This window comes from Lentzea kristufekii, assembly GCF_033949925.1.
Classification (GTDB): Bacteria; Actinomycetota; Actinomycetes; order Mycobacteriales; family Pseudonocardiaceae; genus Lentzea; species Lentzea kristufekii.
Window position 1 is genome coordinate 204304 of sequence record NZ_JAXAVV010000003.1, and the last position, 25067, is coordinate 229370.

At 68.3% G+C, this 25067-nt stretch carries 22 protein-coding genes; 14 read left to right on the forward strand and 8 right to left on the reverse strand.

The annotated features are described in order from the left end of the window. The first annotated feature begins 66 nt into the window (after positions 1-66). From SK571_RS07860 to SK571_RS07890, 7 genes are all read left to right on the forward strand, one after another. The gene (locus tag SK571_RS07860) at positions 67-2721 is read left to right on the forward strand and encodes an MGH1-like glycoside hydrolase domain-containing protein (RefSeq protein ID WP_319983356.1); all 2655 of its coding nucleotides are present in this window, start codon (positions 67-69) and stop codon (positions 2719-2721) included. Between the two features lie 241 nt (positions 2722-2962). After that, entirely contained in the window at positions 2963-3781 is an 819-nt protein-coding gene (locus SK571_RS07865; RefSeq protein WP_319983357.1) for a basic amino acid ABC transporter substrate-binding protein, read from the forward strand. 70 nt (positions 3782-3851) lie between these two features. Beyond that, the gene (locus tag SK571_RS07870) at positions 3852-4649 is read left to right on the forward strand and encodes an amino acid ABC transporter permease (RefSeq protein ID WP_189157426.1); all 798 of its coding nucleotides are present in this window, start codon (positions 3852-3854) and stop codon (positions 4647-4649) included. Continuing rightward, a complete protein-coding gene (locus SK571_RS07875; protein ID WP_319983358.1) occupies positions 4646-5413 on the forward strand; it encodes an amino acid ABC transporter ATP-binding protein in 768 nt (255 codons plus the stop codon). The genes SK571_RS07870 and SK571_RS07875 overlap by 4 nt, the downstream gene beginning before the upstream one ends. Positions 5414-5422: 9 nt before the next feature. Beyond that, positions 5423-7531 (forward strand): hypothetical protein, encoded by a 2109-nt coding sequence (locus SK571_RS07880; RefSeq protein WP_319983359.1) that lies wholly within the window; start codon positions 5423-5425, stop codon positions 7529-7531. A 53-nt stretch (positions 7532-7584) separates the two neighbouring features. Further along, a complete protein-coding gene (locus SK571_RS07885) occupies positions 7585-9753 on the forward strand; it encodes an NEW3 domain-containing protein (protein WP_319983360.1) in 2169 nt (722 codons plus the stop codon). 11 nt (positions 9754-9764) lie between these two features. Beyond that, a complete protein-coding gene (locus tag SK571_RS07890) occupies positions 9765-10664 on the forward strand; it encodes an ROK family protein (protein ID WP_319983361.1) in 900 nt (299 codons plus the stop codon). A gap of 229 nt (positions 10665-10893) precedes the next feature. On the opposite strand, the gene SK571_RS07895 is transcribed toward SK571_RS07890, so the two are convergent. Next, the gene (locus SK571_RS07895) at positions 10894-11673 is read right to left on the reverse strand and encodes a LamB/YcsF family protein (protein WP_319983362.1); all 780 of its coding nucleotides are present in this window, start codon (positions 11671-11673) and stop codon (positions 10894-10896) included. 96 nt (positions 11674-11769) lie between these two features. Between SK571_RS07895 and SK571_RS07900 the strand changes: the two genes are divergently transcribed. The 5 genes from SK571_RS07900 to SK571_RS07920 all read left to right on the forward strand — a co-directional run bounded on the left by SK571_RS07900 (position 11770) and on the right by SK571_RS07920 (position 16624). Beyond that, on the forward strand, positions 11770-12456 hold the full coding sequence (locus tag SK571_RS07900) for a GntR family transcriptional regulator (protein ID WP_319983363.1): 687 nt from the start codon (positions 11770-11772) through the stop codon (positions 12454-12456). A 106-nt stretch (positions 12457-12562) separates the two neighbouring features. Next, the gene (locus tag SK571_RS07905) at positions 12563-12829 is read left to right on the forward strand and encodes a DUF3311 domain-containing protein (protein ID WP_319983364.1); all 267 of its coding nucleotides are present in this window, start codon (positions 12563-12565) and stop codon (positions 12827-12829) included. Continuing rightward, entirely contained in the window at positions 12829-14466 is a 1638-nt protein-coding gene (gene mctP / locus SK571_RS07910) for a monocarboxylate uptake permease MctP (protein WP_319983365.1), read from the forward strand. The genes SK571_RS07905 and mctP overlap by 1 nt, the downstream gene beginning before the upstream one ends. A 71-nt stretch (positions 14467-14537) precedes the next feature. After that, positions 14538-15785 (forward strand): hypothetical protein, encoded by a 1248-nt coding sequence (locus SK571_RS07915; RefSeq protein WP_319983366.1) that lies wholly within the window; start codon positions 14538-14540, stop codon positions 15783-15785. Next, positions 15782-16624: a septum formation family protein gene (locus SK571_RS07920; protein WP_319983367.1), complete on the forward strand. Its 843-nt coding sequence runs from the start codon at positions 15782-15784 to the stop codon at positions 16622-16624. The genes SK571_RS07915 and SK571_RS07920 overlap by 4 nt, the downstream gene beginning before the upstream one ends. A gap of 285 nt (positions 16625-16909) precedes the next feature. On the opposite strand, the gene SK571_RS07925 is transcribed toward SK571_RS07920, so the two are convergent. The 4 genes from SK571_RS07925 to SK571_RS07940 all read right to left on the reverse strand — a co-directional run bounded on the left by SK571_RS07925 (position 16910) and on the right by SK571_RS07940 (position 20275). Further along, complete coding sequence (locus SK571_RS07925; protein WP_319983368.1) at positions 16910-17119, reverse strand: hypothetical protein; 210 nt, start codon at positions 17117-17119, stop codon at positions 16910-16912. Positions 17120-17194: 75 nt separating this feature from the next. After that, on the reverse strand, positions 17195-19006 hold the full coding sequence (locus SK571_RS07930; protein ID WP_319983369.1) for a phosphoenolpyruvate carboxykinase (GTP): 1812 nt from the start codon (positions 19004-19006) through the stop codon (positions 17195-17197). Between the two features lie 311 nt (positions 19007-19317). Beyond that, positions 19318-20004, reverse strand: a complete 687-nt coding sequence (locus tag SK571_RS07935) for a DUF6802 family protein (RefSeq protein ID WP_319983370.1) — start codon at positions 20002-20004, stop codon at positions 19318-19320. 43 nt (positions 20005-20047) lie between these two features. Next, the gene (locus SK571_RS07940) at positions 20048-20275 is read right to left on the reverse strand and encodes a hypothetical protein (protein WP_319983371.1); all 228 of its coding nucleotides are present in this window, start codon (positions 20273-20275) and stop codon (positions 20048-20050) included. 123 nt (positions 20276-20398) lie between these two features. Between SK571_RS07940 and SK571_RS07945 the strand changes: the two genes are divergently transcribed. Next, positions 20399-21235 (forward strand): helix-turn-helix domain-containing protein, encoded by an 837-nt coding sequence (locus SK571_RS07945; protein WP_319983372.1) that lies wholly within the window; start codon positions 20399-20401, stop codon positions 21233-21235. A 57-nt stretch (positions 21236-21292) separates the two neighbouring features. Beyond that, complete coding sequence (locus tag SK571_RS07950) at positions 21293-21424, forward strand: DUF397 domain-containing protein (protein ID WP_319983589.1); 132 nt, start codon at positions 21293-21295, stop codon at positions 21422-21424. Here SK571_RS07950 and SK571_RS07955 read toward each other — a convergent pair. From SK571_RS07955 to SK571_RS07965, 3 genes are read right to left on the reverse strand one after another with little or no spacing between them, the layout of a single operon-like run. Next, a complete protein-coding gene (locus SK571_RS07955) occupies positions 21386-23206 on the reverse strand; it encodes a dynamin family protein (protein ID WP_319983373.1) in 1821 nt (606 codons plus the stop codon). The genes SK571_RS07950 and SK571_RS07955 overlap by 39 nt on opposite strands. Further along, on the reverse strand, positions 23203-23568 hold the full coding sequence (grpE, locus tag SK571_RS07960) for a nucleotide exchange factor GrpE (RefSeq protein WP_319983374.1): 366 nt from the start codon (positions 23566-23568) through the stop codon (positions 23203-23205). Before grpE ends, SK571_RS07955 begins: the two co-directional genes overlap by 4 nt. After that, a complete protein-coding gene (locus tag SK571_RS07965; RefSeq protein ID WP_319983375.1) occupies positions 23565-25067 on the reverse strand; it encodes a dynamin family protein in 1503 nt (500 codons plus the stop codon). Before SK571_RS07965 ends, grpE begins: the two co-directional genes overlap by 4 nt.

A 25067-nucleotide genomic window follows, 5' to 3' on the forward strand; every position in this document is an offset into this window, starting at 1 on the left:
TGAGGTAGGACTCAGACCACACCCGGGCCCGACCGGCCGTCCTACCTGGTGTCCCACACTGGGGTGATGGGCGAACATGCGGAACGGGCGCGTCTCGCGGAGTCGGACACACCGACTTCGCCGTGGCGGCTGTGGGGGCCGTACCTCTCGGGTCGCCAGTGGGGCACGGTCCGCGAGGACTACTCGCCCGAGGGTGACGCGTGGGCGTCGTTCCCGTTCGACCACGCCCGTTCGCGCGCCTACCGCTGGGGCGAGGACGGCATCGCCGGCATCTGCGACGTGCACGGGTTCATGAACTTCGCCGTCGCCCTGTGGAACGGCAAGGACCCGATCCTCAAGGAGCGGTACTTCGGCCTCACCAACGACGAGGGCAACCACGGTGAGGACGTCAAGGAGCACTGGTGGGTGACCGACGGGACGCCCACCCACTCCTGGATGCAGGTCGTCTACCGGTATCCGCACCGCGAGTTCCCCTACGAGCAGCTGCGCGAGATGGCGCGCAACGCAGGCCGGGAGAACCGCGAGCCCGAACTGAGCGACACCGGGGTGCTCGACGAGAACCGGTTCTTCGACGTCCAGGTCACCTACGCGAAGGCCGAGACGGACGACATCTGCATCGAGATCAGTGCGACGAACCACGGCCCTGAGGACGCGCCGTTGCACCTCCTGCCGCAGCTGTGGTTCCGCAACACGTGGGCGTGGGGCCGCGACCAACGGCCGTGTCAGCTCGTTGCGAGCACCACGGCCGGACGCAAGGTCACCGCTGACCACGGCAACCTCGGCCGGTACACGCTGCATCTGGACGACTCGCCGTCGATGCTCATGACGGACAACGAGACCAACGAGGTGTCGCTCTTCGGGGCCGAGCGCAACCCGTCGCCGAGGACCAAGGACGGCATCTGCGACTACGTGGTGCGCGGCAGTACGAGCACCTGTCAGGTCGTGGGGCCGGACGACGCCGGGGTGGCGGGCACGAAGTTCGCGGCCTGGTACTCGTTCGACCCCGTGGAGCCGGGCGAGACGGTGACGATCCGGCTGCGGCTCATCGGCGGCGACGGGCACCTGGACCCGTTCGGGCCGAGCTTCGAAGAGACGATGCGGCAGCGCGGCGCCGAGGCCGACGAGTTCCACGACGCCATCGCGCCGCAGACCAGGCCCGAGGAGAAGCACGTGCTGCGGCGCGCGCTGGCGGGTCTCATGTGGACGAAGCAGCACTACCGGTTCCGCACCCGCGACTGGCTCGACGGCGATCCGACGAAGCCCGAAGCGCCCAGTTCCAGACGCACGCCCGAGGCGCGCAACGTGCACTGGCGGCATCTCGACGTCGCCGACGTGATCTCGATGCCGGACGAGTGGGAGTACCCGTGGTTCGCGGCGTGGGACCTCGCGTTCCACACCATCCCGTTCACGCTGGTCGACCCGGCGTTCGCGAAGGAGCAGCTGCTGCTGTTCTGCCGTGAGTGGATGATGCACCCGAACGGCCAGATTCCCGCCTACGAGTGGGAGTTCGGCGACGTCAACCCGCCGGTGCACGCGTGGGCGGCGTTGCAGGTCTACCGCGCGGACGGCAGCAGGGACCGCGGGTTCCTCGCCAAGATCTTCCACAAGCTGCTGCTCAACTTCTCCTGGTGGGTCAACCGCAAGGACGCCGACGGCAGCTACCTGTTCGAGGGCGGGTTCCTCGGCATGGACAACATCGGGCCGGTCAACCGGTCCGAGCCGATGCTGGGCGAGTGGCGGCTGGAGCAGTCCGACGCCACGTCGTGGATGGCCGCGTACAGCCTGCACCTCATGCAGATCGCGCTGGAGCTGGCGCGCGACGACGAGTCCTACGAGGACGTCGCGACGAAGTTCGTCGAGCACTTCCTGTCGATCGCGGAGGCGTTCACGCACTTCGGCTCGCACGGCGGCGGCATCTGGCACGACGAGGACGGCTTCTGCTACGACCGCGTCTCACGGCGCCGGCCCGACGGCGGTGTCGAGTCCGAGCCGGTGCGCGTGCGGTCGATGGTCGGCCTGATCCCGTTGCTGGCCGGCGCTGTCCTCGAACCGTGGGTGCTCGAAGAGCTGCAGGGGTTCACGAGCCGACTGGAGCACCTGCTCAAGCGGCGGCCCGAGCTGCGGCAGTTCATCACGTTCCACTACGAGCGCGGCGCGTTCGTGTCGTTGCTCGACGAGCAGAAGCTCAAGCGCGTGCTGCACCGGATGCTCGACGAGCAGGAGTTCCTGTCGCCGCACGGGATCCGCAGCCTCTCCGCGGCCCACCGCGAGGGCCTGGAGGTCAAGGTCGCGGGCCAGGACCACCGCATGGGCTACGAGCCGGGCGAGTCGCACACGCCGATGTTCGGCGGCAACTCGAACTGGCGCGGCCCGGTCTGGCTGCCCACCAACGCGCTGCTGGTGGAGGCGCTGCGCACGGTCTGCGCGTTCCACGACGGCATGTTCCAGGTCGAGATGCCGACGCACTCCGGACGCTGGGTCACCGCGGGCACCGTCGCGGACGAGCTGAGCGACCGGCTCGTCGGGCTGTTCCTGCCCGACCACGACGGGCGCCGGCCGTCGGACGGCAAGCGGATCGAGGCCTCCGAGTCACCTCTTTGGCGCAGGCACGTCACCTTCAGCGAGTACTTCGACGGGGACACGGGTGAAGGCCTCGGGGCCACGCACCAGACCGGCTGGACCGCTCTGGTGGCGGGTCTGCTGGCCGAAAGAACACGCTGACCAGCACCGTCGTGATCAAATCCTGATCAAGGACACGCTCGCAGATGGTTATCATTCGTGTGCAATACGTGAAGACGTTGTGTGATCTGAGCCAAATCGCGCAAGATTCTGTGCCCGATAGACCGATTTGACGCAAAATCATTGCAAGGCAGTGGCCTGTAACACCCACGTGCTGTCCACCGCGTCACCCGAGTGGCAGGATCCCGTTCACTCGTCCGCGACAGTTACGAGGAGTGACGCAGTGGCTCGTCGACCCAGGCACGTGCTCGCCCTACTGCCCGCAGCGGCCCTTGCGCTGACCGCGCTCGCCGGATGCGCGACGAGCACCAACAGCGGCGGTGGCACCACCGATGGTGGGATCAAGCTTGTCAAGGAAGGCAAGCTCGTCACCTGCACCCACCTGTCCTACAAGCCGTTCCAGTACACCGATGGTGACAAGACCGTCGGCTTCGACGTCGATCTGGTCGACCTGATCGCCAAGGACCTGGGTGTCCAGCAGGAAATCTTCGACACCCAGTTCGAGACGATCACGTCGGGCGCGAGCTTCAACGCGAACCAGTGCGACGTCGCCGCCGCGGGCATGACCATCAAGGAGGAGCGCAAGCAGTCGATCGACTTCTCCGACCCGTACTTCGAGGCCACGCAGGCGCTGCTGGTCAAGAAGGACTCGCCGATCAAGTCGCTGGCGGATCTCAAGGGCAAGAAGATCGGTGTCCAGCAGGACACCACCGGTGAGATCTACGCCAACGACAACAAGGCCGCCAACGGCTACGAGGTCATCCAGTTCGAAGACCTTCCGCTGATGGAGACGGCCGTGCGCACCGGCGCCGTCGACGCCGCGATCAACGACAACGGCGTGCTCTTCGACTACGTCAAGGAGTTCCCGGACACCGCGGTCTCCGCCGAGTTCCAGACGAACGAGCAGTACGGCATCGGCGTGAAGAAGGGCAACACCGCGCTGCTGACCAAGGTCAACGAGGTCCTGAAGAAGGCCAAGGACAGCGGCGAGTACGACAAGATCTACGAGAAGTGGTTCGGCAAGAAGCCGGAGAAGAAGTAGCTCTCTAGCCAACGGGGCGGCGCAGGCGCCGCCCCGTTGGCGTCCGAACCACATCCGCTAGGAGTCGTACATGGCGCTGTCCAAGCGCAAGCGGGCCGAATACTTCCGGTACTCGCAGTACACGCTGCTCGTCGTCATCGCCGTGGTGATCGCGTTCCTCGCCGACTGGGAGCAGATCCGCACGGCGTTCTTCAACTTCAAGACGATGGGGGACATGTTCCCCAACGTCATCACCATCGCGTTGAAGAACACGCTCATCTACACCGCACTCGGCTTCGCCTTCGGCCTCGCGCTCGGACTCGTCCTCGCGTTGATGAAGCTCTCGTCGATCGCGCCGTACCGGTGGATCGCGACGATCTACATCGAGTTCTTCCGCGGCATCCCGGCGCTGCTGGTGTTCATCGGCCTCGCGTTCGGTGTGCCGCTCGCGTTCCAGATCCAGTTCGACATCTACTCCACGGTCATGCTGGCGCTCGGCATCGTCGGTGCCGCCTACATGGCCGAGACCATCCGCGCCGGCATCCAGGCCGTGCCGAAGGGGCAGGTCGAGGCGGCGCGCTCGCTGGGCATGTCGCAGGGCCGCGCGATGATCACCATCGTGATCCCGCAGGCCTTCCGGATCATCCTGCCGCCGCTGACCAACGAGCTGATCCTGCTGACCAAGGACTCCTCGCTGATCTACATCATCGGGCTCGCCCGTGACCAGTACGAGCTGACGAAGTTCGGGCGGGAGACGCTGAGCCGCAGCCCGTCGCTCACCCCGATCCTCGTCGTCGGTCTGTGCTACCTGATCATCACGTTGCCTCTCGGATACCTGTCGAGGTACCTGGAGCGCCGCTCCGGCGGGAAGAAGGTGTCCGTCCTGTGAGCGAGATTTCCGTTGAGATCACCGGGCTGAAGAAGTCGTTCGGCTCGTTGGACGTCCTCAAGGGCATCGACGTCACGGTCAACCGCGGTGACGTGGTCTGCATCATCGGCCCGTCCGGTTCCGGCAAGTCGACGTTGCTGCGCTGCGTGAACCTGCTGGAGGAGCCGAACGACGGCAAGATCGTCGTCAACGGTGTCGAGCTGACCGACCACGACGTCGACATCGACCGGGCGCGCACGAAGATCGGCATGGTCTTCCAGTCGTTCAACCTGTTCTCGCACCTGAACGTCCTCGCGAACCTCACCGTCGCGCAGCGCAAGGTGCTCAAGCGAGGCGAGAAGGAGGCGCAGGAGATCGCCCTGCGCAACCTGGACCGGGTCGGCCTGAAGGAGAAGGCCAACTCGATGCCCGCGCAGCTCTCCGGCGGCCAGCAGCAGCGCGTGGCGATCGCCCGCGCGCTGTCGATGGACCCCGACGTGATGCTGTTCGACGAGCCCACCTCGGCGCTCGACCCCGAGCTCGTCGGTGACGTGCTCGGCGTGATGCGCCAGCTCGCCGACGAGGGCATGACGATGCTGGTCGTGACGCACGAGATGCAGTTCGCCCGCGAGGTCGCCGACAAGGTGATCTTCATGGACGGCGGCTACATCGTCGAGGAGGGCCCGGCGGCCGAGGTGATCGGCAACCCGCAGGAGCCGCGCACCCAGGAGTTCCTGGCGCGCGTGCTCGACCCGACGCACCACGGTCCGCGCGACCCGGCCTAGCCTGGTCTGGTGGCGAGGGGGAAAGTCGCCGCGGCGGACGTGCTGCGGGGGCTGTTGGGGGAGAACGACAACTCTGGTGGCGGCGGGTGGAGGTTGCCTCGGCGAAAGCCGAGCACCCCACCCGTCATCCGCGTGGTGGACCGGGTGGTCACCGACGTGCTCGACCTGCGCGCGGTCGAGGTGCCGTACGTGCTGGAGTTCGAGCGCTGCCAGTTCGAGGCGGCGCCGGACCTGCGGCAGGCGAACCTGGCGGGCATCTCGTTCACCGACTGCGACCTGCCCGGTCTCGAAGCGCGCAACCTGAGCAGCGGCAACGACGTGTCGCTGCTCGACTGCCGCGTCTCGGGCCTGACCGACTTCACCGACGCCGAGATCGCGGGCTCGGTCCTGTTGCGGGACACCAGGTTCAGCGTGCCGGGCGGGCTGTGCGTGCACGGTGACCGGCTGACGGTCGCGGGCGCGCTGCTCGGGTTCGGCATCGTCACCGAGGGCGAGGTACGGCTCGCGGGCGCGCGCATCGGCGGCAACGTCAACCTCGGCAGCGCCGTGCTGGAGAACGCCGACGGCTTCACGTTGAACGGCAACGGCATGCAGGTCGGCGGCAACTTCCTCGGCGCGTTCACCTCGCACGGCGTGGTGTTCCTGGCCAACGCCCGGATCAGTTCGACGCTGTCGTTGAGTGGGGCGACGCTCTCTCGCGGGTCGGACTTCACGGCCTCCAACGACCCGCACGCCGACCCGTCCGCCACGCTCTTCCTCGACCGCGTGGACGTGTCCGGCGACCTGGCGCTCGACCGCGGCTTCACGAGCATGGGCACGATCCGCGCCGTGAACGCGAAGATCGGCGGCACGTTCTCGCTGGCAGAAGCAGTGCTGGACGCCGTGTCGCCACCGTCGGTCGGCACCGACCCGACCGGCTCGGGCCGCGCGTTGCACGTCGACGGCGCGGAGATCGGCGGCGACGTCGTCGGCCGTGGTGTGCGGATCAAGGGCCAGCTGCGCATGGTCGACACCCACGTGCGCGGCAGCATCACCATCGAGCGGGCCACTGTGGACAACCCGGCCGCGGATGCCGTGCTGGCCAACCGTTCCCAGATCGGCAGCAACTTCGTGGTGCGCGAGTCGGACATCGCCGGCGGGCTGGAGCTGCGCGGCATCACCGTCGGCGCGAACCTCGACCTGCGGGGCACCCGGTTGATCAAGCCGGGCAAGTACCGGCACCAGCCGCGCGAGAAGCCGTCGCTCGACATCGGTGGCGCCACGATCGGCCGCGACCTCATCTGCGCGCGCGGCGACAAGGAGTTCGTCGCGCATGGCGGCGTGCGGTGCCGCCGCGCGATGATCGGCCGGATGGCGAACTTCAACGGCGCGGTGCTCGGCTACAAGCTCGACAGCCACGCGTTGAACGCCATGGGCATGCAGGTGCAGGAGCTGATGCTCAACGTCGTGTCGCCGCCCAAGGGCCTCGTGACGCTGCGGCAGGCGCGCTGCACGTCGTTGGAGGACAACGAGAACTTCTGGAACACCACGGGTTTCATCGACCTCGACGACTTCCGGTACGACTCGCTCGCCTATCCGATCGACCTGCGCGACGACGACCAGGTGCAGCAGCGGCTGCGGTGGCTGCGGCAGGCGATGCGGCGCAGCTACCGTCCCCGCCCGTACGACCAGTTCGCCGAGATGCTGACCGCGGCCGGCAACGAGGAGCACGCCTCGACCGTGCTGATCGAGAAGCAGCGCCTGCGGTACCGCGCGGTCGCCGAGGGCATGCGGTTCTTCGGTCCGCTGGTGCTGGTGTGGAGCTTCCTGCAACGGTCGATGGTCGGCTACGGCTACCGGCCGGCGCGTGCGCTGGGGTGGCTGATCGCGGCGTGGGTCGTCGGCAGCATCTGGTTCCAGGTCAAGGGACCGTTGATCGAGATCAACGACGACGACCACCTGCCGTGGAACGCCTGGCTCTACACGATCGACCTGGTGGTGCCGATCGTCGACTTCGGCAACAAGAACCGCTGGCAGACGCCGGGCGCGTCGCAGTGGATCGCGTCCGGGCTGATCGTGACGGGCTGGCTCCTGGCCACGACCGTGGCCGCCGGTCTGACCCGGATGCTGAAGAGGTAGAACGCCACCATCGGGGTATTTCGCCGCCTGGTGAACAGTGGTGCGATCGTCCGGTGATCGCCGCCGAGTCCACCGAGCTGTTCGTCGGACCGCGGACCGCACTGCTGCAGGTGGTGCGGCTGACCTCGCCCACGCTGGTTGGACCGGTGCACGCGCACGTGTCCGGGCCGGGCCTGCACTCGCCGCGGCACGGCGGTTCGCTGGTGCCGGGGCCGTTCGGCTACGAACTCGCCGTCGACGTGTCCGAGCACCCGCCCGGTGCGGTGGTGCCCGCCCAGGCCGTCGTGCGGTCGGCCTCCGGCGAGGAGTCGTGCACGTTCTCGCTGGTCGTGGGCTCGCCGGGGTGGACGGTGCACCTCGTCGGGCACGTCGCGGGCGACGCGCCGTTCGCTGCTTTCCGCGCCCACCTGGACCTGGCGCTGACCGATCCCGCCTACCGGTTCGCGGTGACGTCGGTCGAGTTGCTGCAACCGTACTGGGACACGTTCCCGCAGCACCGCTCGTTGCTGCTGCGGCTGATCTCCGAGGGCCGGGTCGAGGTCGTCGGGTCCGAGTCCGGTGTGGTCGGTGTGCCGCCGCTGTTGTCCTCGCTGCCGCCAGGGCCGTCGCTGGCGGCCTCGTCGCTGGACGAGGCCGAGCGGTCGGTCTACTCCTCGTTCCTGGAGGCGCGGTCCGGAACCGCCGCGCCGCACGTGATGCTGCCGGTCGGTTCCAATCGCGAGGCTCCGAACCCGTGGGTGACCGCGATCCACCACGACTGGAGCGCGCGCTACACGTGGCCGCGGATCATCTGCTCGTTGCCGCGCGACTACTACGTGCGCGGGTCCGCGCCCGTGCCTCCTGCGCCTGTGGACGACTCGCCTGCTGCCGTGCTCGCTTCGCACGCGGCTCGGCTGACCGGGGCCACTTATCCCACCGCTGCACTCTCACGCGCTGCTGCGGCGCACCCGCGTGAGGCCTTCGACCTGCAGTCAGACGTCATCTCGCGGTCGCTCGCGGCCTTGACGTCCACTGTGGACTCGTCGGTGGTCGTGTGGAACCCGTTGTCCTCGGCGTGCACCGACATCGTGTCCGTGCATCTACCGTTCGAGCGCAACGTGCACGTGGAGTTCGACGGCGTCGTGCTGCCGACGTTGGTGGACGGCGTGACCGTGACGTTCCTGGCACGTGACGTGCCCGCACGCGGATGGCGCACCTACTCGTTGGTCGAGGACGACACCGATCACGGCTGGAAGCGCGGCTACGGCACCGAGATCGCGTCCACTCACCACGTCCTGTCGTACGACCCGATCGCCTCTCTCGTCGCCGTCGACGGCCCTGCTCTGGAAGCGCCCCGGCTGGTCGGGCCGGTGACCGTGTGGCACAGCGAGGTCGGCGAGAAGATGGTCGGCTCCACGACATTCACGCTGTGGAACGAAGTCGGGCACCTGGGACCTTCCTCTTTGTACGCCGTGCTCGGCACCCGCAGCCCTTCCAATGGCACCTTGCCGTCCGTGGCGCCGCGGCTGGCGTTGGCCGGGCCACCGCTGGGGCCCGTCTCACCTGCCGTGACCCCGGTGTTCGCGCGCTACTGGCTGCACGAGCCCGCACCGCTGGGCGGCCTGGCCGCGAACGTGCACCTGGAGGTGCTCGGCCCGACCCGGCTGCGGGTGGTGGCCGTGTCGGACGGTCCTGCGTTCTCCGGCGTTGTCCGGCTTTCTCTGCCCGACGGCTGGTCGGCGTCGTGGGACTCGCTGCCGGTGTCGCTGCCGGCGGGCGGCTACGTGTCGGCCGAGGTGCGCCTGGTGCCACCGCGCACCCCAGGCTGCCACCCGGTGCGCGCCACGCTGGAGGGACTGCCCTTCGACGTCTACGACGTCGTGCTGCTGACCGTGCCCGAGTGGGACGGCGACGACCCCGTCGAGGTGCTGTGGGTGGCCTCGGCGCCGGCCGTGGTGTCGGTCAGACCGGGGGAATCGGCGACGGTGCGGGTCGTGCTCGCCTCCGGTGCACACGGTGACCTGCCGGTTCAGGCCCGGTTGCTGTCGCCGCGCTCCTCGTGGGAGTTCGTCGGGCCGTTCTGCGTGGGCGGGTTGTTGCCGGGGCAGGGCCGGCTGCCGCTCGACTTCACGCTCGCAGCGCCTGCCTGGGCCACGCCGGGCACGTGGCCGGCCGTCGTGCGCGTGGCCGCGGGCGACCTGGTCCGCACCACTGCGCCCATCCGTCTCGAAGTGGCTGGTTAAGCTGCGTCACCGTGACTGATCTGGTGCTGGCACTGGACTTCGGCGGCACCAAGATCGCCGCCGCCCTGGTGGACCCCTTCGGCTCGGTGGTGCGCTCCTCGCGCGTGCCGACGCCGTCCGAAAACCCTTGGGACGCAGTGGTTGCGGTGATCTCCGAGGTGGTCGGGGACGCGGCCGTCGCGGGCGTGGGCATCGGTTCGGCGGGCCCGGTGGACACCATCGCCGGCACCGTCTCGCCGATCAACGTGCCGTCGTGGCAGGAGTTCCCGCTGCGGTCGTCGGTGGCGTCGCTGTTCCCCGGCGTTCCGGTGGAACTCGCTGGCGACGGCGTGTGCATGGCGCTCGGCGAACACTGGCGCGGCGCGGGCCAGGGCAGCACGTTCATGATCGGCCTCGTCGTGTCGACGGGCGTCGGCGGCGGCCTGGTGCTCGACGGACGGCCGTTCGGCGGCCGCACCGGCAACGCGGGCCACATCGGCCACATCGTCGTTGAACCCGACGGCGAACCCTGCACGTGCGGCGGCCGCGGGTGCGTGGAGACCGTCGCTGGTGGCCCGCGCATGGTGGCCTGGGCACGCCACGCCGGCTGGCCGGCACCGGACCACGCCGACGCCGCCCTGCTGGCCGCCGCCGCACTGTCCGGTGAGGAGATCCCGCTGGCGGCCTTCGAACGCGCCGGTCAGGCCGTCGGGATGGCGATCGCCGGGGCCGCCGCGGTGTGCGACCTGGAGCTCGCCGTCATCGGGGGTGGGGTGGCGCAGGCCGGGGAGTTGTTGTTCGAGCCGGTGCGGCGGACGTTGAAGACGCACACCGGGCTGTCGTACCTGGCCGGGCTCGAGGTGCGGGCGGCTGAGCTGGGTGGGGAGGCCGGGCTGGTGGGGGCGGCTGCGCTGGTCCGCCAGTCCGTGTGAACGGTGGGCCGGGCTGACGGACAGGGCTGACTGGCTGACGGGCAGGCGGTCGGCAGGGCTGACTGGGCTGGCCGGGCGGGCAGGTCAGGCTGGACGGGCAGGCCCGGTTGGGCGGCAGGCAGGGCGAGCGGTGTCACGCTGATCGGCTGGACAGGACGTGGCCGAACAGGCTGACTGGTCCGCGGACGCGCTGGTCAGCCGGATGCTTGGTCGGCGCCTTGCGGGAGCGTCAGACCGCCTGGCGGGTGTGCCGGAGTGGCGATTCGCCCCTGGCCACCGCGATGCCCGCCGCCTCCAGGGCCGAACGAACCGCGCGGGCGATCTCGACCGCGCCTGGGGTGTCCCCGTGCACGCAGATCGAGTCGGCCTGGATTCGCACCGGGCGGCCGGAGACGCTGCGGATCCAGCCCTCGGTCGCCAGCTGTACGCAGCGGGCCGCGATCTCGGCCGGGTCGCGCAGGACGGCCCCCGGTTCGCCGCGGGGCACCAGCGTTCCGGACGGGGTGTAGGCGCGGTCCGCGAAGGCCTCGTGCCACACGCGCAGGCCCGCCACCGAGGCTCGCTTCAGCCAGACGGCGCCCGGTGGGCCCAGTACCGCCAGCGTCGGGTCGAACAGGCGGACCGCGTCGACCACGGCGTCTGCCTGGGCTTCGTGCCGGACCAGGGTGTTGTAGAGGGCGCCGTGTGGCTTCACGTAGGAGATCCGGGTGCCGGCGGCGCGTGCGAACGCCGACAAAGCTCCTAGCTGGGCCAGGACCTCGTTGGTGAGCGTGTCCGGGGCTACGTCGATGAACCTGCGGCCGAAGCCTGCCAGGTCCCGGTAGCCGACGTGGGCGCCTACCGCTGTTCCTGTGGCGGCGGCGAGGGCGCAGGTTTCGCGCATCGTGTCGGCGTCGCCGGCGTGGTAGCCGCAGGCGACGTTCGCGCTGGTCACGACGGCCAGCAGGGCCTTGTCGTCGCCGAGGGTCCAGTGGCCGAAGCCCTCGCCCAGGTCCGCGTTCAGGTCCATGGCCGTCCTCCCATGCGCGCTCGATCGGTGGATTGTGGGATTGTTGAACGATTCTACGATAGTGCAATGGAACGATCCTGCAAATAGACTGCCGAGGTGACCGAGACGTGGGTGTCGACGCTGGCCCAGAACAAGGCTGATCTGGAGCGCGCGAGCACCGCGCAGAAGGTCGCCGACATGCTGCGCGAGCGGGTGCTCCTCGGTGAGCTGGAGCCGGGCCTGCGCCTGAGCGAGGAAGCGATCGGCGGGGCGCTGGGCGTCAGCCGCAACACGCTCAGGGAAGCGTTCCGGCTGCTCACCCGCGACCGGATCCTGGTGCACGAGCACAGCCGCGGCGTCTTCGTCCGCCGCCCGACCGCTGACGACGTGCGCGACCTCTACGCCGCGCGCCGGGTGATCGAGTGCGGCGCGTTGAGGCTCTGGAACGACGTGAGCGACGCGCAGCGGGAGGCGGTGCGGGCGCCGGTCCGCCAGGCCGTGGCACGCGCCGAGAAGAAGGACTTCAGCAAGACCGGCAGCGCGAACATCCAGTTCCACCGCGGCATCGTCGGCCTCGCGGGCAGTGCCCGGCTGAGCGACGAGTCCGACCGGCTCTTCGCCGAGCTCATGCTCGCCTTCCGCGTCGCCCACGAGGTCGAGGCGTTCCACCAGACCTACCTGCCGTGGAACCGCAAGATCGTAGAACTGTTGAACAACGGCACGGTCGAACAGGCGGTCCAGCAGCTCGACGAGTACTTCGACGCCGCCGAACAGGACCTCGCCAGCCGCCTGGTGGCGGATTAGTCCAAAGAGAACGTTAAGTCGAAGGCAACGATTCCGATCACGAGGCTGACGGCACCGTTCATCAGGCCTAACATCCGCGCAACACCGCGTACACGGAGGGGCCACCATGCCGTCGGATCACAAGACCGGCTTGCGCTGGAGCAACTGGAACCTGCTGCTGATACTCCCGCTGTTCATGCTCGTCACGCCGTGGTTCAACCAGGACGAGCCCCGGATCTTCGGGCTGCCGTTCTTCTACTGGTACCAGTTCCTGTTCGTCCCGCTCGGCGTCCTGTGCGTCGGGCTCGTCTACGTCAAGACCAAGGACGAGCCCGTGGTCACCGGCAAGCCCGACAAGCTCGGCGTTGACGACCTGGACGAGGGAGCGAACTGATGCAGTGGACCGAGCTGATCGTCTTCAGCGCTCTCTTCCTGCTCGTCACCGTGATGGGGTTCCTGGCTGCGCGGTGGCAGAAGGGCGACACCCTCGAACACCTCGACGAGTGGGGTCTCGGCGGCCGCAAGTTCGGCAGCTGGATCACGTGGTTCCTGGTCGGCGGTGACCTCTACACCGCGTACACCTTCGTCGCGGTGCCGGCGCTGATGTTCGGAGCGGGCGCGACCGGGTTCTTCGCGCTGCCGTACACGGTGATCCTCTACCCGCTCGTCTTCCTGCCGCTGGTGCGGATGTGGTCGGTCAGCCGCGTGCACGGTTACGTCACACCCGCCGACTTCGTGAAGGGCCGCTACGGCTCGCACTGGCTGGCGCTGATCATCGCCATCACGGGCATCGTCGCGACCATGCCGTACATCGCGCTGCAGCTCGTCGGTCTCGAGGCCGTGCTGCGCAGCATGGGCCTCAACGGCTCCGGCATCCTCGGGCACCTGCCGCTGTTCATCGCGTTCCTGATCCTCGCGCTCTACACCTACCAGTCGGGTCTGCGGGCGCCGGCGCTGATCGCGTTCGTCAAGGACATCCTGATCTACCTGGTGATCCTGGTGGCGATCGTCTACCTGCCCGCGAAGTTCGGCGGCTGGGGCGAGATCTTCAACGACGCGCAGGCCAAGTTCGACGCCACGGAGAGCAAGACCGACGGCATCCTGCTGACCGGCACGAACCAACTGCAGTACGCCACGCTGGCTCTGGGATCCGCACTCGCGCTGTTCCTCTACCCGCACTCGCTGACCGGCATCCTCGCGAGCCGCGGCCGCAACGTCATCAAGCGCAACATGGTCGCGCTGCCGGCGTACTCGCTGCTGCTGGGTCTGCTGGCGCTGCTGGGCTTCGTCGCGATCAGCGCGGGCACCAAGCCGCTCGTCAACCAGGCGACCGGCCGTCCCGACACCAACACGATCGTGCCCGAGCTCTTCGGCGCGAACTTCCCGTCGTGGTTCGCGGGCATCGCGTTCGCGGCCATCGGCATCGGCGCGCTCGTGCCGGCCGCGATCATGTCGATCGCGGCGGCGAACCTGTGGACCCGCAACGTCTACAAGGAGTACGTCAAGAAGAACGCCACCCCGGCGGAGGAGGCAAAGCAGGCCAAGCTCGCGTCGCTGGTCGTGAAGTTCGGCGCCGTCGCGTTCATCGTGTTCGTCGACCCGCAGTTCTCGATCGACCTGCAGCTCATCGGCGGTGTCATGATCCTGCAGACGCTGCCGGCGGTCGCGATCGCGCTCTACACGCGCTGGTTCCACGTGTACGGCCTGGTCGCGGGCTGGGTCGCGGGCATGGGCTACGGCATGTGGTTGCTGTACAACATCGCCAGCCCTGTCCCTGGCGGCAAGCAGCACTTCGCCGGTTCCGCGCTGCCGCTGGGCAAGATCTCGATCTTCGGGTGGCACCCGTTCGGCGCCTCGACGACGCAGATCTACGTCGGCATCGTCGCGCTGTTCGTCAATCTCCTGGTCGCGGTGGTCATCACGCTGATCGCCAAGAAGGCCAAGTGGTTCAACGGCACGGACCAGACCGATCCGTCCGACTACCACGTCGACGAGGACAACCCGAGGGTCAAGCCCATCGCTGCCCACTGAGACGCAGTCGTCGGCACTATGGGCCACCCGTCGGTTACGACGGGTGGCCCTTTGCGTTGAGGATCGAGTACGTGAAAACCATCGCCGGACTGGTCGTGCTGACCGCGATCGCCCTCACCCTGAGTCCTGCCGTCGCCCAGGCGCAGGACGCGAACTGCTACGACACCACCGCGCCGCTCACCGTGGAGGAACAGCGGCTCGACGACACGCTCGTCATCGGCGGCCCCGCCGTCGGCCCCTCGCTGGTGGAGCTGGCCGGATTCGACGGCCGCGTCACGGACTTCACCACCAAGCTGTGCCGCCAGGTCGTGCCGAAGCAGGCGCAGCAGTTCGTGGAACGCGAAGGCAACGCGCTGTGGAAGGCCGCGGTCGCCCGTGCGCAAAGCACAACACCCGTGACACACGACGCCTACGACGACCGCCCGCTCTACTGGGCCCGGCTGCAGCTCAGTTCCGCGCTGCGCCAGTGGAAGCCCAAGTTCGCGATGCCGCCGAACGACCGCGCGAAGCTCATCCAGCGGTTCGACTGGGCCTCACGGGGTCTGAGCGACTCGGCGTTCCCCAGCAGGCCCGGCGTGCGCAAGATCGCCGTCACCGGCTTCGACCCGTTCCAGCTCTCCGGCGTGAACGTGCGGCGCGCCAACCCGGCCGGGGCGGCGGCGTTGCAGCTCGACGGCCGGGAGATCTCGACGCCGAACGGCAAGGTCGTCCTGCAGGCGGCGGTGCTCCCGGTGCTGTGGGGCGGTTTCGACGAGGGGATCGTCGAGCAGTTCTACGGATCGGCGTTGCAGCAGAAACCCGACGCGTTCGTGACGATCAGCCAGGGCCGGCCCGGCCGGTTCGACGTCGAGCGGTGGGCGGCGCGCTGGCGCGGTGGGTTCGGGGACAACAACAACGTCGGTTCGTTCGGCAGCGTCCCGAACGCCGCCGGCTGGCCGCAGCCCGTCGACGAGTTCATCGAGACGAGCCTGCCGTTCCAGAAGATGATCGACGCGGGCACCGGCCCGTTCGCGGTGAACTACAACCTCAGCTTCTGCGAGTGGATCGTCGTCGGCTCGCAGCAGTCGTGCCGCACGGACAACCCCACTCCCGGCAGGGTCGCGGCGTCCGGTGGCGGCGGTGACTACCTCTCGAACGAGAGCATGTACCGGGCCAACCGGCTGCGAATCGGTTACGGCGCAACGAACGTCCTCGGTGGACACCTGCACACGCCGGTGCTCGGGCAGCCGGTCGTCCCGGCCGCGCTGACCGATCCGGCGTTCGAAAAGCAGCGTCGGGACATCGCCGATCAGGTGAAGGCCCTAGTCTCTGTGGTGTGACTCGTGTGCGGCTGGCGGTGGCAATTGTCCTGAGCACGCTGACCCTGTCCGCGTGCGCGATCCAGGTGGGAGGGCAGGCGGTCCCCGGACCCCTGCCTTCGACGGCTTCCGCCTCCGCACCCGCCCTGCCCAAGGCCGGGCAGTGCATGAACGCCTACGAGCTGAAGGTGCTGCAGTGCACCGAATCGCACGAGGCCGAGGTCATGAGCGTCGGTGAGCTCACCGGCCTGCCGACGACCTACCCGGACACGCAGGCGCTGCGCAAGGCGGCGCTCCCGCCGTGCCGCCAGACGCTGACCGAGTACCTGGGCAGCGGCGACGCGGACTCGACGCGCCTGCGGGTCTGGGCGTTCTGGCCGAACGAGCAGGGCTGGAAGGACGGCCAGCGCTGGCGGCTGTGCACCGTCGTGGAGATCAGCCCGGACGAGAAGCCGCTGGCGCGCAAGGGTTCCGTGAAGGACGTGCTGAAGAGCAACGGCTTCGGCACCTTCCAGACCTGCACCCAGGGTTCGCCGTCGAAGGACCAGGAGGTCAAGGTCGTCGCCTGCACGACCGCGCACATGGCCGAGGCCGTGCCCGCCGGTGTCGTGTCGCTCGGCAAGTCGACCGACCCCGCTCCGTCCAAGGAGCAGATGAACTTGATCGCGAACGAGAAGTGCACCAAGGCCGTGCACGACTACCTCGGTTCGACCAAGCGCTCGGACGTGTTCCCCGCGTGGCGGAACCCCGGCTCCCAGGCCTGGTCAGAGGGTTGGACGAACGCCGTCTGCTACGCGGAGGCCACCAAGACCTTCAACGGCACCCTCCTCGGCATCCGCGACAACCCGCTCCCGAACTGATCCGGCGATCACGACCATCAGCACGGCGGCCAGGGACAGCACCAGCATCGCGATTCCTGCGATCCCCACGGCACACCTCCCTCTCCGCCTCAGTGACGATCTTTGTGACCGCCATCACGTACTTAAGACGTTCCCGGAGAGGGCCAGGTTCATTCCTGGAGCAAGACCGTTCCTAGAAGCTGCGGAGAAGTCCCCAGGCTTGTCCACAGCTATCCACAACATGTGCACAAAGCCGTCCACACCTGTGGACAACTTCGTCTCTTGTGGACGATGAGCTGCGGTGATTCAGAGAAAATTGCTGCACAGGACCACGCCGGCGACCACGCCGACGGCTAAACCGAGGCCGAACACGAGCACGTAACGCCACCGCGACGGGTGAACGGGCGGGGCGGTCGGCACCGGGTAGTAGCGCACGATGCCCGTCGACGGGCCGACCTCCACATCGCGCTTCGAACCGTCGAAGTTCAGTCCGCCGAGGAAGTCGTCCTGCGTCACACCACCAGTAGTACCCCAAAGAGAAGCCCCAGCGGTCGCCGTTGACCGCTGGGGCTTCGAAACACCTCGAGCAGACTAGCCCAGGCGCTGCTTCAGGTTCGCCAGCTCGTCGCGGAGCGTGGTCGGGACCTTCTCGCCGATCTTCGCGAACCACTCCTCGACCAGCGGGATCTCGGCACGCCACTCGTCGGCGTTGAACTCCAGCGAGGCCTCGATGTCCTCACGCGACGCGTCCAGGCCCTCGAGGTCGAGGTCGTCGGCGGTCGGCACGTAGCCGATCGGCGTCTCCTGCGCGGCGGCCTTGCCCTCGAGGCGCTCGATGGCCCACTTCAGCACGCGCGAGTTCTCGCCGAACCCAGGCCACAGGAAGCGCTTGTCCTCGCCCCGGCGGAACCAGTTGACGTAGAAGATCTTCGGCAGCTTGTCGGCGTCGGCGCGCTTGCCGAGGTCGACCCAGTGCTGGAAGTAGTCGCCGGCGTTGTAGCCGATGAACGGCAGCATCGCCATCGGGTCGCGGCGCACGACGCCGGTCTTGCCGACCGCGGCGGCCGTGGTCTCGGACGAGAGCGTGGCGCCCATGAAGGTGCCGTGCTGCCAGTCGCGCGACTCGGTGACCAGCGGGATCGTCGTGGCGCGGCGGCCGCCGAAGAAGATCGCCGAGATCGGGACGCCGTTCGGGTCCTCCCACTCCGGCGCCTTGATGTCGCACTGCTCGATCGGCGTGCAGTAGCGCGAATTCGGGTGCGACGACAGCTCTTCGCTGTCGGGCGTCCAGTCCTGGTGCTTCCACGAGGTGAGGTGGGCCGGAGGCTCGCCCATGCCCTCCCACCAGATGTCGCCGTCGTCGGTCAACGCGACGTTCGTGAACAGCGAGTTGCCCTTGGCGATGGTGCGCATCGCGTTCGGGTTGGTGTGGTAGTCGGTGCCGGGCGCGACGCCGAAGAAGCCGTTCTCCGGGTTCACCGCGTACAGGCGGCCGTCCTCACCGAAACGCATCCAGGCGATGTCGTCGCCGAGCGTCTCGACCTTCCAGCCGGGGATGGTCGGCTCAAGCATGGCGAGGTTCGTCTTGCCGCAGGCCGACGGGAACGCGGCGGCGATGTAGTACGCCTTGTTCTCCGGCGAGGTGAGCTTGAGGATCAGCATGTGCTCGGCGAGCCAGCCCTCGTCGCGCGCCATGGCCGAGGCGATGCGCAGCGAGTAGCACTTCTTGCCGAGCAGGGCGTTGCCGCCGTAGCCGGAGCCGAAGCTCCAGATCTCGCGGGTCTCCGGGAAGTGCGAGATGTACTTGGTGTCGTTGCACGGCCACTGCACGTCCTCCTGGCCGGGCTCCAGCGGAGCGCCGAGGGAGTGCAGTGCGGGGACGAACGGAGCGTCCTCACCGAACAGCGCGAGGGCCTTGCTGCCCATGCGGGTCATGATGTGCATGGAGACGACGACGTACTCCGAGTCGGTGATCTCGACACCGAGCATCGGCTTCTCCGCGTCCAGCGGGCCCATGCAGAACGGGATGACGTACATCGTGCGGCCACGCATGCAGCCCCGGTAGAGCTCGGTCATGATGGCCTTCATCTCTGAAGGGTCCATCCAGTTGTTCGTCGGGCCCGAGTCCTCCTCGCGCACGGAGCAGATGTAGGTCCGCTCTTCGACGCGCGCGACGTCGGTCGGGTCCGAGGCCGCCCAGAACGAGTTCGGCTTCTTCTTGAGCGGCACGAACGTGCCGGCGTCGACGAGCTTCTTCGTGAGACGGTCCCATTCGCCCTGAGACCCGTCAGCCCAAACAACCTCGTCGGGGCAGGTCAGCTCAGCGACTTCCTGAACCCATGCGAGCAGACGCGCGTGGTTGGTAGGTGCCTGTTCGAGACCGGGAATGGTCACTGCCGTCATCTCGTCTCGTCTCCTGACTGAACGCCTCGGCAACCCGAGCACGTGGTGGTCCGGTGCAGGACTTCGTCGTCCTCGGGAATAGCTCCACACGCCCGGTGGGGCCGGGCGTGTGTGAAGTGGGATGGACCGAGGTTAGCCCGGTGAATGGCAGGTAAAGCACCCCCAGCCTGTCGGTTCCCTCACAAAACCGATTCTGTAATCGATTCAGCACCCGGACGGCGTTAAGGCCGGCTTGAGGTGGGAAAAACACAAGAGGCCCCGGTGCGGTTCTCACCACACCGGGGCCTGTGACCTGCGCTTCAGTTAGGACGTCAGTTCGGACTGATCCACTGGCCGGTCGTGGAATCGATTCGGACGACTCCGTCGAACCGTTCTTCCTCCAGCCAGTCGTCCGAGTCGTCCAAAATGCCGCTCTTCGAGTCGGTCACGTACCGGCCGTCGGACTCGATGTGCCCGTGCTCGACCTCGACCCAGTCGTCACCGCGGTGCTCCGACATCGTGACCTCGCCGGATCGTGTGATCTCGGTCGCCACGTCGGCCTTGCCGTCGCCGTTCTTGTCCGTGAACAACCACGTGTCGCCGGCGTCGTCCCGGACGACGGCGGTGTCGGCCTTGCCGTCTCCGTCGGTGTCCTCGGTGGCCTGCCCGACGTTTCGTTCACCGTCGTCGGTGTCCACGACAATCGCCTGCGTGGGCGAAGAATTCGTCTTTTCCTGCCGAGGGTCGTTCGGGTCGACGGCAACCCACTCACCGGAATTCTCCTCGAACCGCGCCTGGCTCAGGAGATTGCCGTCCTTGTCGAACGTGCTCATCAGATCGGCGTCACCGTCGCCGTTCGTGTCGGTGAACGCGAGATGTCCGCCGTCATCGGTCTCGACGACGGCGGAGTCGTTCACGCCGTCGTGGTCGAGGTCGAAGGTGACGTCGGCGGTGTACTCCTCATCCTCGACGGTGACCTTCAGCTCGGCGTCGGCCGCACCGTTCTCGTCGATGTACACCGGGACACACCTCCTACTTGCTCATGTACCGGTATGACCCACGTTATGCCGGTTTGGTTCCGTCGCCAACCTCGCGCCGGTCGATCTCGCTCTGGCTGATCGCGGCGTCGAGGGCCGCGCGGAACTCCTGGATCTGCTGGCCGGCGAACGTGAAGGCCTGGCCGTCGGGGCCGGCGATCTCCACGGCACCCGCGCTCACGCTGATCTCGCACACGGCACGGTCCGCGTAACTGTCGCTGCAGCGAAGGAGCCACTCGCGCTTGACGCCCATGGTCAACCTCATCTTCGCCCCAGGCTGCCTGTATTAGACTTAACTTTAGAGCTACTTGAGGCTAAAGTCGCTCGCCTAAGCGAATGATTGGACGGCAACCAAGTGGGTCAAGCCCGGCAGACCGTGGAGCGCCTCCAGCTGGGGCTCACACTCCAGCGCCTGCGTCTGGCCGCCGGGAAGTCCCAGCACGAAGCCGCCGATCTGATCGGCCGCAGCGCGGGCAGGCTCAGCCAGGTCGAGAACGGCAAGGGAGCACTGGGAGTCGACGAGCTCACTCGACTGCTCGACTTCTACGACGTGACCGGTGAAGAGCGCTCCACCGTGCTCGCGCTGGGCAAGGCGAGCAGGCGCAGGCAGCCGAGACTCGGGTACACCGACAACCTGCCCGACTCCTATCCGCGCTTCATGGACCTCCTGGCCGCGGCACAGCGAATCGGTTGGTACGAGTGCGGAATCATGCCCGGACTGGTGCAGTGCCACGCGTACATCAATGCGCTGATGCGCGCCGGCGGGTCGATTCGGCCAGAGGCGGAAACAAACGAGCGGATCGCCTTTCGGCTGGATCTTCAGCGCCGTGTGCTCGAATCGGGCAACGCCGAAGAGATCGAGATCGTGTTCACGGAGGAGTCACTCCTCAGGGTCGTCGGCGACGCGTCCGTGATGCGCGAGCAGGTGTTGCACCTGCTTCAGCTGGCCGAGCAGAACGATCACCTGAGCATCCGCATCGTGCCGCTCACGGCGGGCGACAACCCGGCTTTGGGTGGTGGCATGGTGACCCTGGGGTTCAAGAACGCGAACCCGATCACCTTCGCCTCTGCTCTGTACGGCCCTGCCACCTACTACGACCAGCCCGCAGACACCAAGACTATGATCCAACTCTTCGCACGGGTGAGAGAGATCGCGCTAGGTCGATCGGCCAGCCGGGCGGCCATGATCAACTTTCTGGCGAGGAGCTCTTAGTTGAGCCGGTGGGTCAAGAGCAGCCGCAGCTCTGCCGACAGCAACGCGTGTGTGGAAATGCTCCTCACCAGCGCTTTTGTCAGCGTACGGGATTCCAAGAATCCTGACGGGCCGCGGTTCGAGGTGTCGCCGAAGGCGTGGCTCGCGTTCCTAGGCTCGGTCTCGCACGGACCTGATCCGGCCCAGTAGCTCCTCGGCCTTCGAGCGTCCCTGCTCCACCTCCGCGAGCTGCCTGGTCACGGCCTGCAGCTCGCGGCCACGTTCGCCTGCCTCCATCCGCAACGCGCGGTCGACCTCGCGCAGTTCGGCCTCGATGGCCTCGATGCGCTTGGCCAGTGCCTCGTCCAACGCGAGCGACAGGGCCTGTTCGGCCTCGATCAGCTGCTCGGCGGCCAGCTGGTCCACTGTGGAACGTGCGTCGGCGATGGCGTCGGAGAGCCATTGCTTCACGTGCTGCTTCTCGGCCGTGTGGGTGCGGGTGCGGGCCATCCACCAGCCCGCGCCGAGGCCCAGGGCGATGGTGACGGGCAGGACGATCGGGTTCAGCGCGGCGATGCCGAGGCCGGCCAGCGGCATGACGGCGAGCTTGCCCGCGCCCAGACCGCCGGAGACGCCCATGAACACGAGGAGTTTGTCCTCGGCGGTCGGCGGGCGCTTTTCCTTGGGGCGCAACACGACCGGCGGTTGCTCGCCGCGGGCGAACTGGCCGCGGATCATGGTCAGTTCCTCGGCGCTGAACAGCGTGGCGAGCACGGCGTCGGTGACGTGCGAGAGACGCACGGACAGAGCTGTGGAGATGCGGCCGGAGACGACCTGCAGTGCGGTGTCCACCTGCTGCGGCAACGTGGTCAGGGCGGTGCGATCGGCCGCGTCGATGGCCTGGCGGTACCAGGTCTGCAGGTCACGCATCTGGCGGGAGATCTCGTGGGAGTTCTCGATGCGGGCTCGCTGGACCTCGCCGCGCAACCGGACCTGCCAGCCGCGGGTCGAGGAACGGCGTTCGGTCTGCAGTTCTTCGCGGCGGGCGCGGAGAACTGCAGCCTCGTCCTCGCCCACGGACAGAGCGCGCTTCTCGTGTTCGAGGCGGATTTCCAGCTCCGCCAGCACGGTCGACAGCGCGCGCAGGGCGTTGGCCTCGGCGAGCATGCCGGCGCGGCCCGTGACGAGTTCCTGCAGGGCGGTCTGCAGGGCGGAGATGCCGGAGCGTTCGCGGAGCATCGAGGCCGCGTCCGGGTTCGGAGCCTGCGCGGCCATGCCGAACATGCGCGACGACGCCGGGTAGAAGGGGGCGTCCGCGAAACGCGGGGCGTGCTGGGCCAGCAACGCCTTGTTCGCGTCGAGGACCTGGCGCCAGCCGCGGTACTGGTCGGTCTTGGTCAGCGCGAAGACGACGGTTTCGACGCGGTCGCCGACGCGCTTGAGGAAGTCCAGCTCACCGCGGGTGAAGGGCGACGAGGCGTCCACGACGAAGATCAGGGCGGTGGCCGACGTGACGGCCTCCAGCGCCAGTTCGCCGTGCACCGACTCCAGACCGCCGACGCCGGGGGTGTCCACAACGGACATCCGTTCCAGCAGCGGGATCGGGGCGTCGACCTCGACGTAACGCGGGGGCAGCTCGCCCTCCGGCAGGTCGTGGGCGGCGGAGACCCAGCTGATCAGCGCGGGCAGCGGGAAGCTGACGGGCGCGAGCAGGCCGGGATAGCAGGCACGGGCCGCCCAGGACGGGCCGTGCTGGAAGACGAGGTAGGTGGAGGTGGCCACGTCCGCGTCGACCGGCGAGAGACCCGGAGCCGACAGCAGGGCGTTGACCAGTGACGACTTGCCGCGGTTCGTCTCACCGACGATGACGACCGACGACACCTCGGGCGCCGCGCGACGAGTCACCCAGTCGGCCATCGACGGGTCGAGCTCGCGCACGAGCGCGGTGAGACGTTCGCGTGTCTGCCGGACTGTCTGCGAGAGGTTGCTCATCGGGACGTGTAGACCGTCACGATCGGAGCCCGCAGGAGACGGCCGCGGTCGCAGAAGCCGGGCACCTCGGTCTCGGCGACCAGGCCCTGCAACGACAGGTCGTCGGTCGGCACGGCGCCACCGGCCTCGTGCTGCGACGGGTCGAACCGCTCACCGTCCACCCGCAGCGCCACGACGCCTATGGACGACAGGCCTTCCTCGATGCGTGCGACCACGCCCGCACTGGCGCGGTCCAGCGCGTACAGGCACAGCTGGACCAGCGCGCGGCGCTCGGCCAGCGCCTGGTCGAGCAGCTCGTCGGCAATGGTCTCCACACCGTCATCCGACGCCAGATCGGCGGGTTCGGTTCCGTTCACGCTCATCGGTGCCCCCCAGCACGTAGTTGCTGCCAAATGAGGAAATACGCCCGGTGGACGACATGCGCCACTCGAGCCTGCGCCGGAGTCGCGCCGAAGGAGGCGAACGAACGCCACCACCCGGCCCGTTCCAGCGCGAACGCGACCAGTTCCGCGCCCGGTCTGCCCGGCATGCCCAGCTGAGCGGCCACGTCCGGGGTGCTCCCGACGCGCAGCACCTCCTCCGTCAGGTCCGGGGCCAGCGCGACCGCGCCGGACGAGACCAGCGTCAACGCCTCCAGCAGCCGCAGCTGGTGCGCCTCGGGACGGGCCAGCAGCACCTCGATCGCGTCGTGCACGCGCTGCCGTTCGCCCGGTTCGCCCGAGGCCAGCGACGTGACGGAGGCCAGCGCGGCCGCTGCCTTGATGCCGTCGGACCGAGCCCGGAAGACCGCGTCCAGCCGGCCCCGGACCGCGGCGAACCCGGACGCGTCGAACAGCACCCGCCGCAACGCCCCGGCGGGCAGCGCGGGCTCGGCGTCCAGTGCCTGGAGCGCCTGGCCGATGCCGTAGAGGTCGAGCTTTTCCAGCAACCGGGAGCGCACACCGGCGGCGACGTCGCAGTCCCACGACGTGAAGAGGTCTCCGGACATCAGCATCATCGTGCGGGTGTCCGCGTCGAGGGCCGCCAACGCCCTCAGCGCCTCCGCGTCGGCCGACGTGAACTCCCCGGTCTCCGCGGACTCGGCGAGCAGGCTGATCACCGGCAGCACGTCGGCGACCCGCGGCCTGAGCAGTTCGGCCTGCTTCGCCGCGAGGATCTGCGCGGCCTTCCAGACGTCGCCCTCCGAGCCCTCGACGGTCTCCGGCGCGACGGCGTCGACCTTGTTCAGCGCGGCGATGGCGTTGACCGGGCCCGCCTCGCGGGAGGCGGTCGCGGCGGTGAACGCGGCCAGCGTCGAATGGTCGTCCGCGCGCACGCCCTGCGTCACGACGTAGAGAACGGCCTCGGCACCGGCGACCGCGTTGCGCGACACGGGATCCAGCAGTTCCTCGGTGCGCGCGACCGACGCCGAGTCCAGCGAACCGAGCCCCGGTGTGTCGATGACGGTGATGTCGCGCAGCACGGCGTTCGTCAGGTACGCCTCGATGTGCGAAATGCCTTCCACGCCAAGGGAGGCGGGGATCATGCCGTTCGCGTCGAACGGCAGCACCTGCCGTCGGCCGTCTCGCAGCACGACTTCGATGCGGTCGACCGTGCCGTACTGGTAGCGCGTGACGAGGCGGGTGCACTCGCCGATGTCGGTGGGCGCGACCCGGCGCCCGATCAGGGCGTTCACCAACGTCGACTTGCCGGACTTGATCCGGCCGGCGACCGCGACCTGCAGCGGCGCGTGCAAACGGCGCAGCACTTCCTGGAATCCGGCGGCGGTCTGCGGGGAGACCTGCGGTTGCAGGGCAACGCACAAGTTGGCCACCGCCGCGCACAGCGGTCCGGCCAGTTGTTGTCCCTGCAACGCCGTCAC

What these genes read in the sequence shown, in the direction of transcription:
- SK571_RS07860 (WP_319983356.1), top strand. Translation starts at nt 67, where the DNA reads ATGGGCGAACATGCGGAACGGGCGCGTCTCGCGGAGTCGGACACACCG.
- SK571_RS07870 (WP_189157426.1), top strand. Translation starts at nt 3,852, where the DNA reads ATGGCGCTGTCCAAGCGCAAGCGGGCCGAATACTTCCGGTACTCGCAG.
- SK571_RS07895 (WP_319983362.1), bottom strand. Translation starts at nt 11,673, where the DNA reads ATGGACCTGAACGCGGACCTGGGCGAGGGCTTCGGCCACTGGACCCTC.
- SK571_RS07905 (WP_319983364.1), top strand. Translation starts at nt 12,563, where the DNA reads ATGCCGTCGGATCACAAGACCGGCTTGCGCTGGAGCAACTGGAACCTG.
- mctP (WP_319983365.1), top strand. Translation starts at nt 12,829, where the DNA reads ATGCAGTGGACCGAGCTGATCGTCTTCAGCGCTCTCTTCCTGCTCGTC.
- SK571_RS07930 (WP_319983369.1), bottom strand. Translation starts at nt 19,006, where the DNA reads ATGACGGCAGTGACCATTCCCGGTCTCGAACAGGCACCTACCAACCAC.
- SK571_RS07940 (WP_319983371.1), bottom strand. Translation starts at nt 20,275, where the DNA reads ATGGGCGTCAAGCGCGAGTGGCTCCTTCGCTGCAGCGACAGTTACGCG.
- SK571_RS07950 (WP_319983589.1), top strand. Translation starts at nt 21,293, where the DNA reads ATGCTCCTCACCAGCGCTTTTGTCAGCGTACGGGATTCCAAGAATCCT.
- SK571_RS07955 (WP_319983373.1), bottom strand. Translation starts at nt 23,206, where the DNA reads ATGAGCAACCTCTCGCAGACAGTCCGGCAGACACGCGAACGTCTCACC.
- grpE (WP_319983374.1), bottom strand. Translation starts at nt 23,568, where the DNA reads ATGAGCGTGAACGGAACCGAACCCGCCGATCTGGCGTCGGATGACGGT.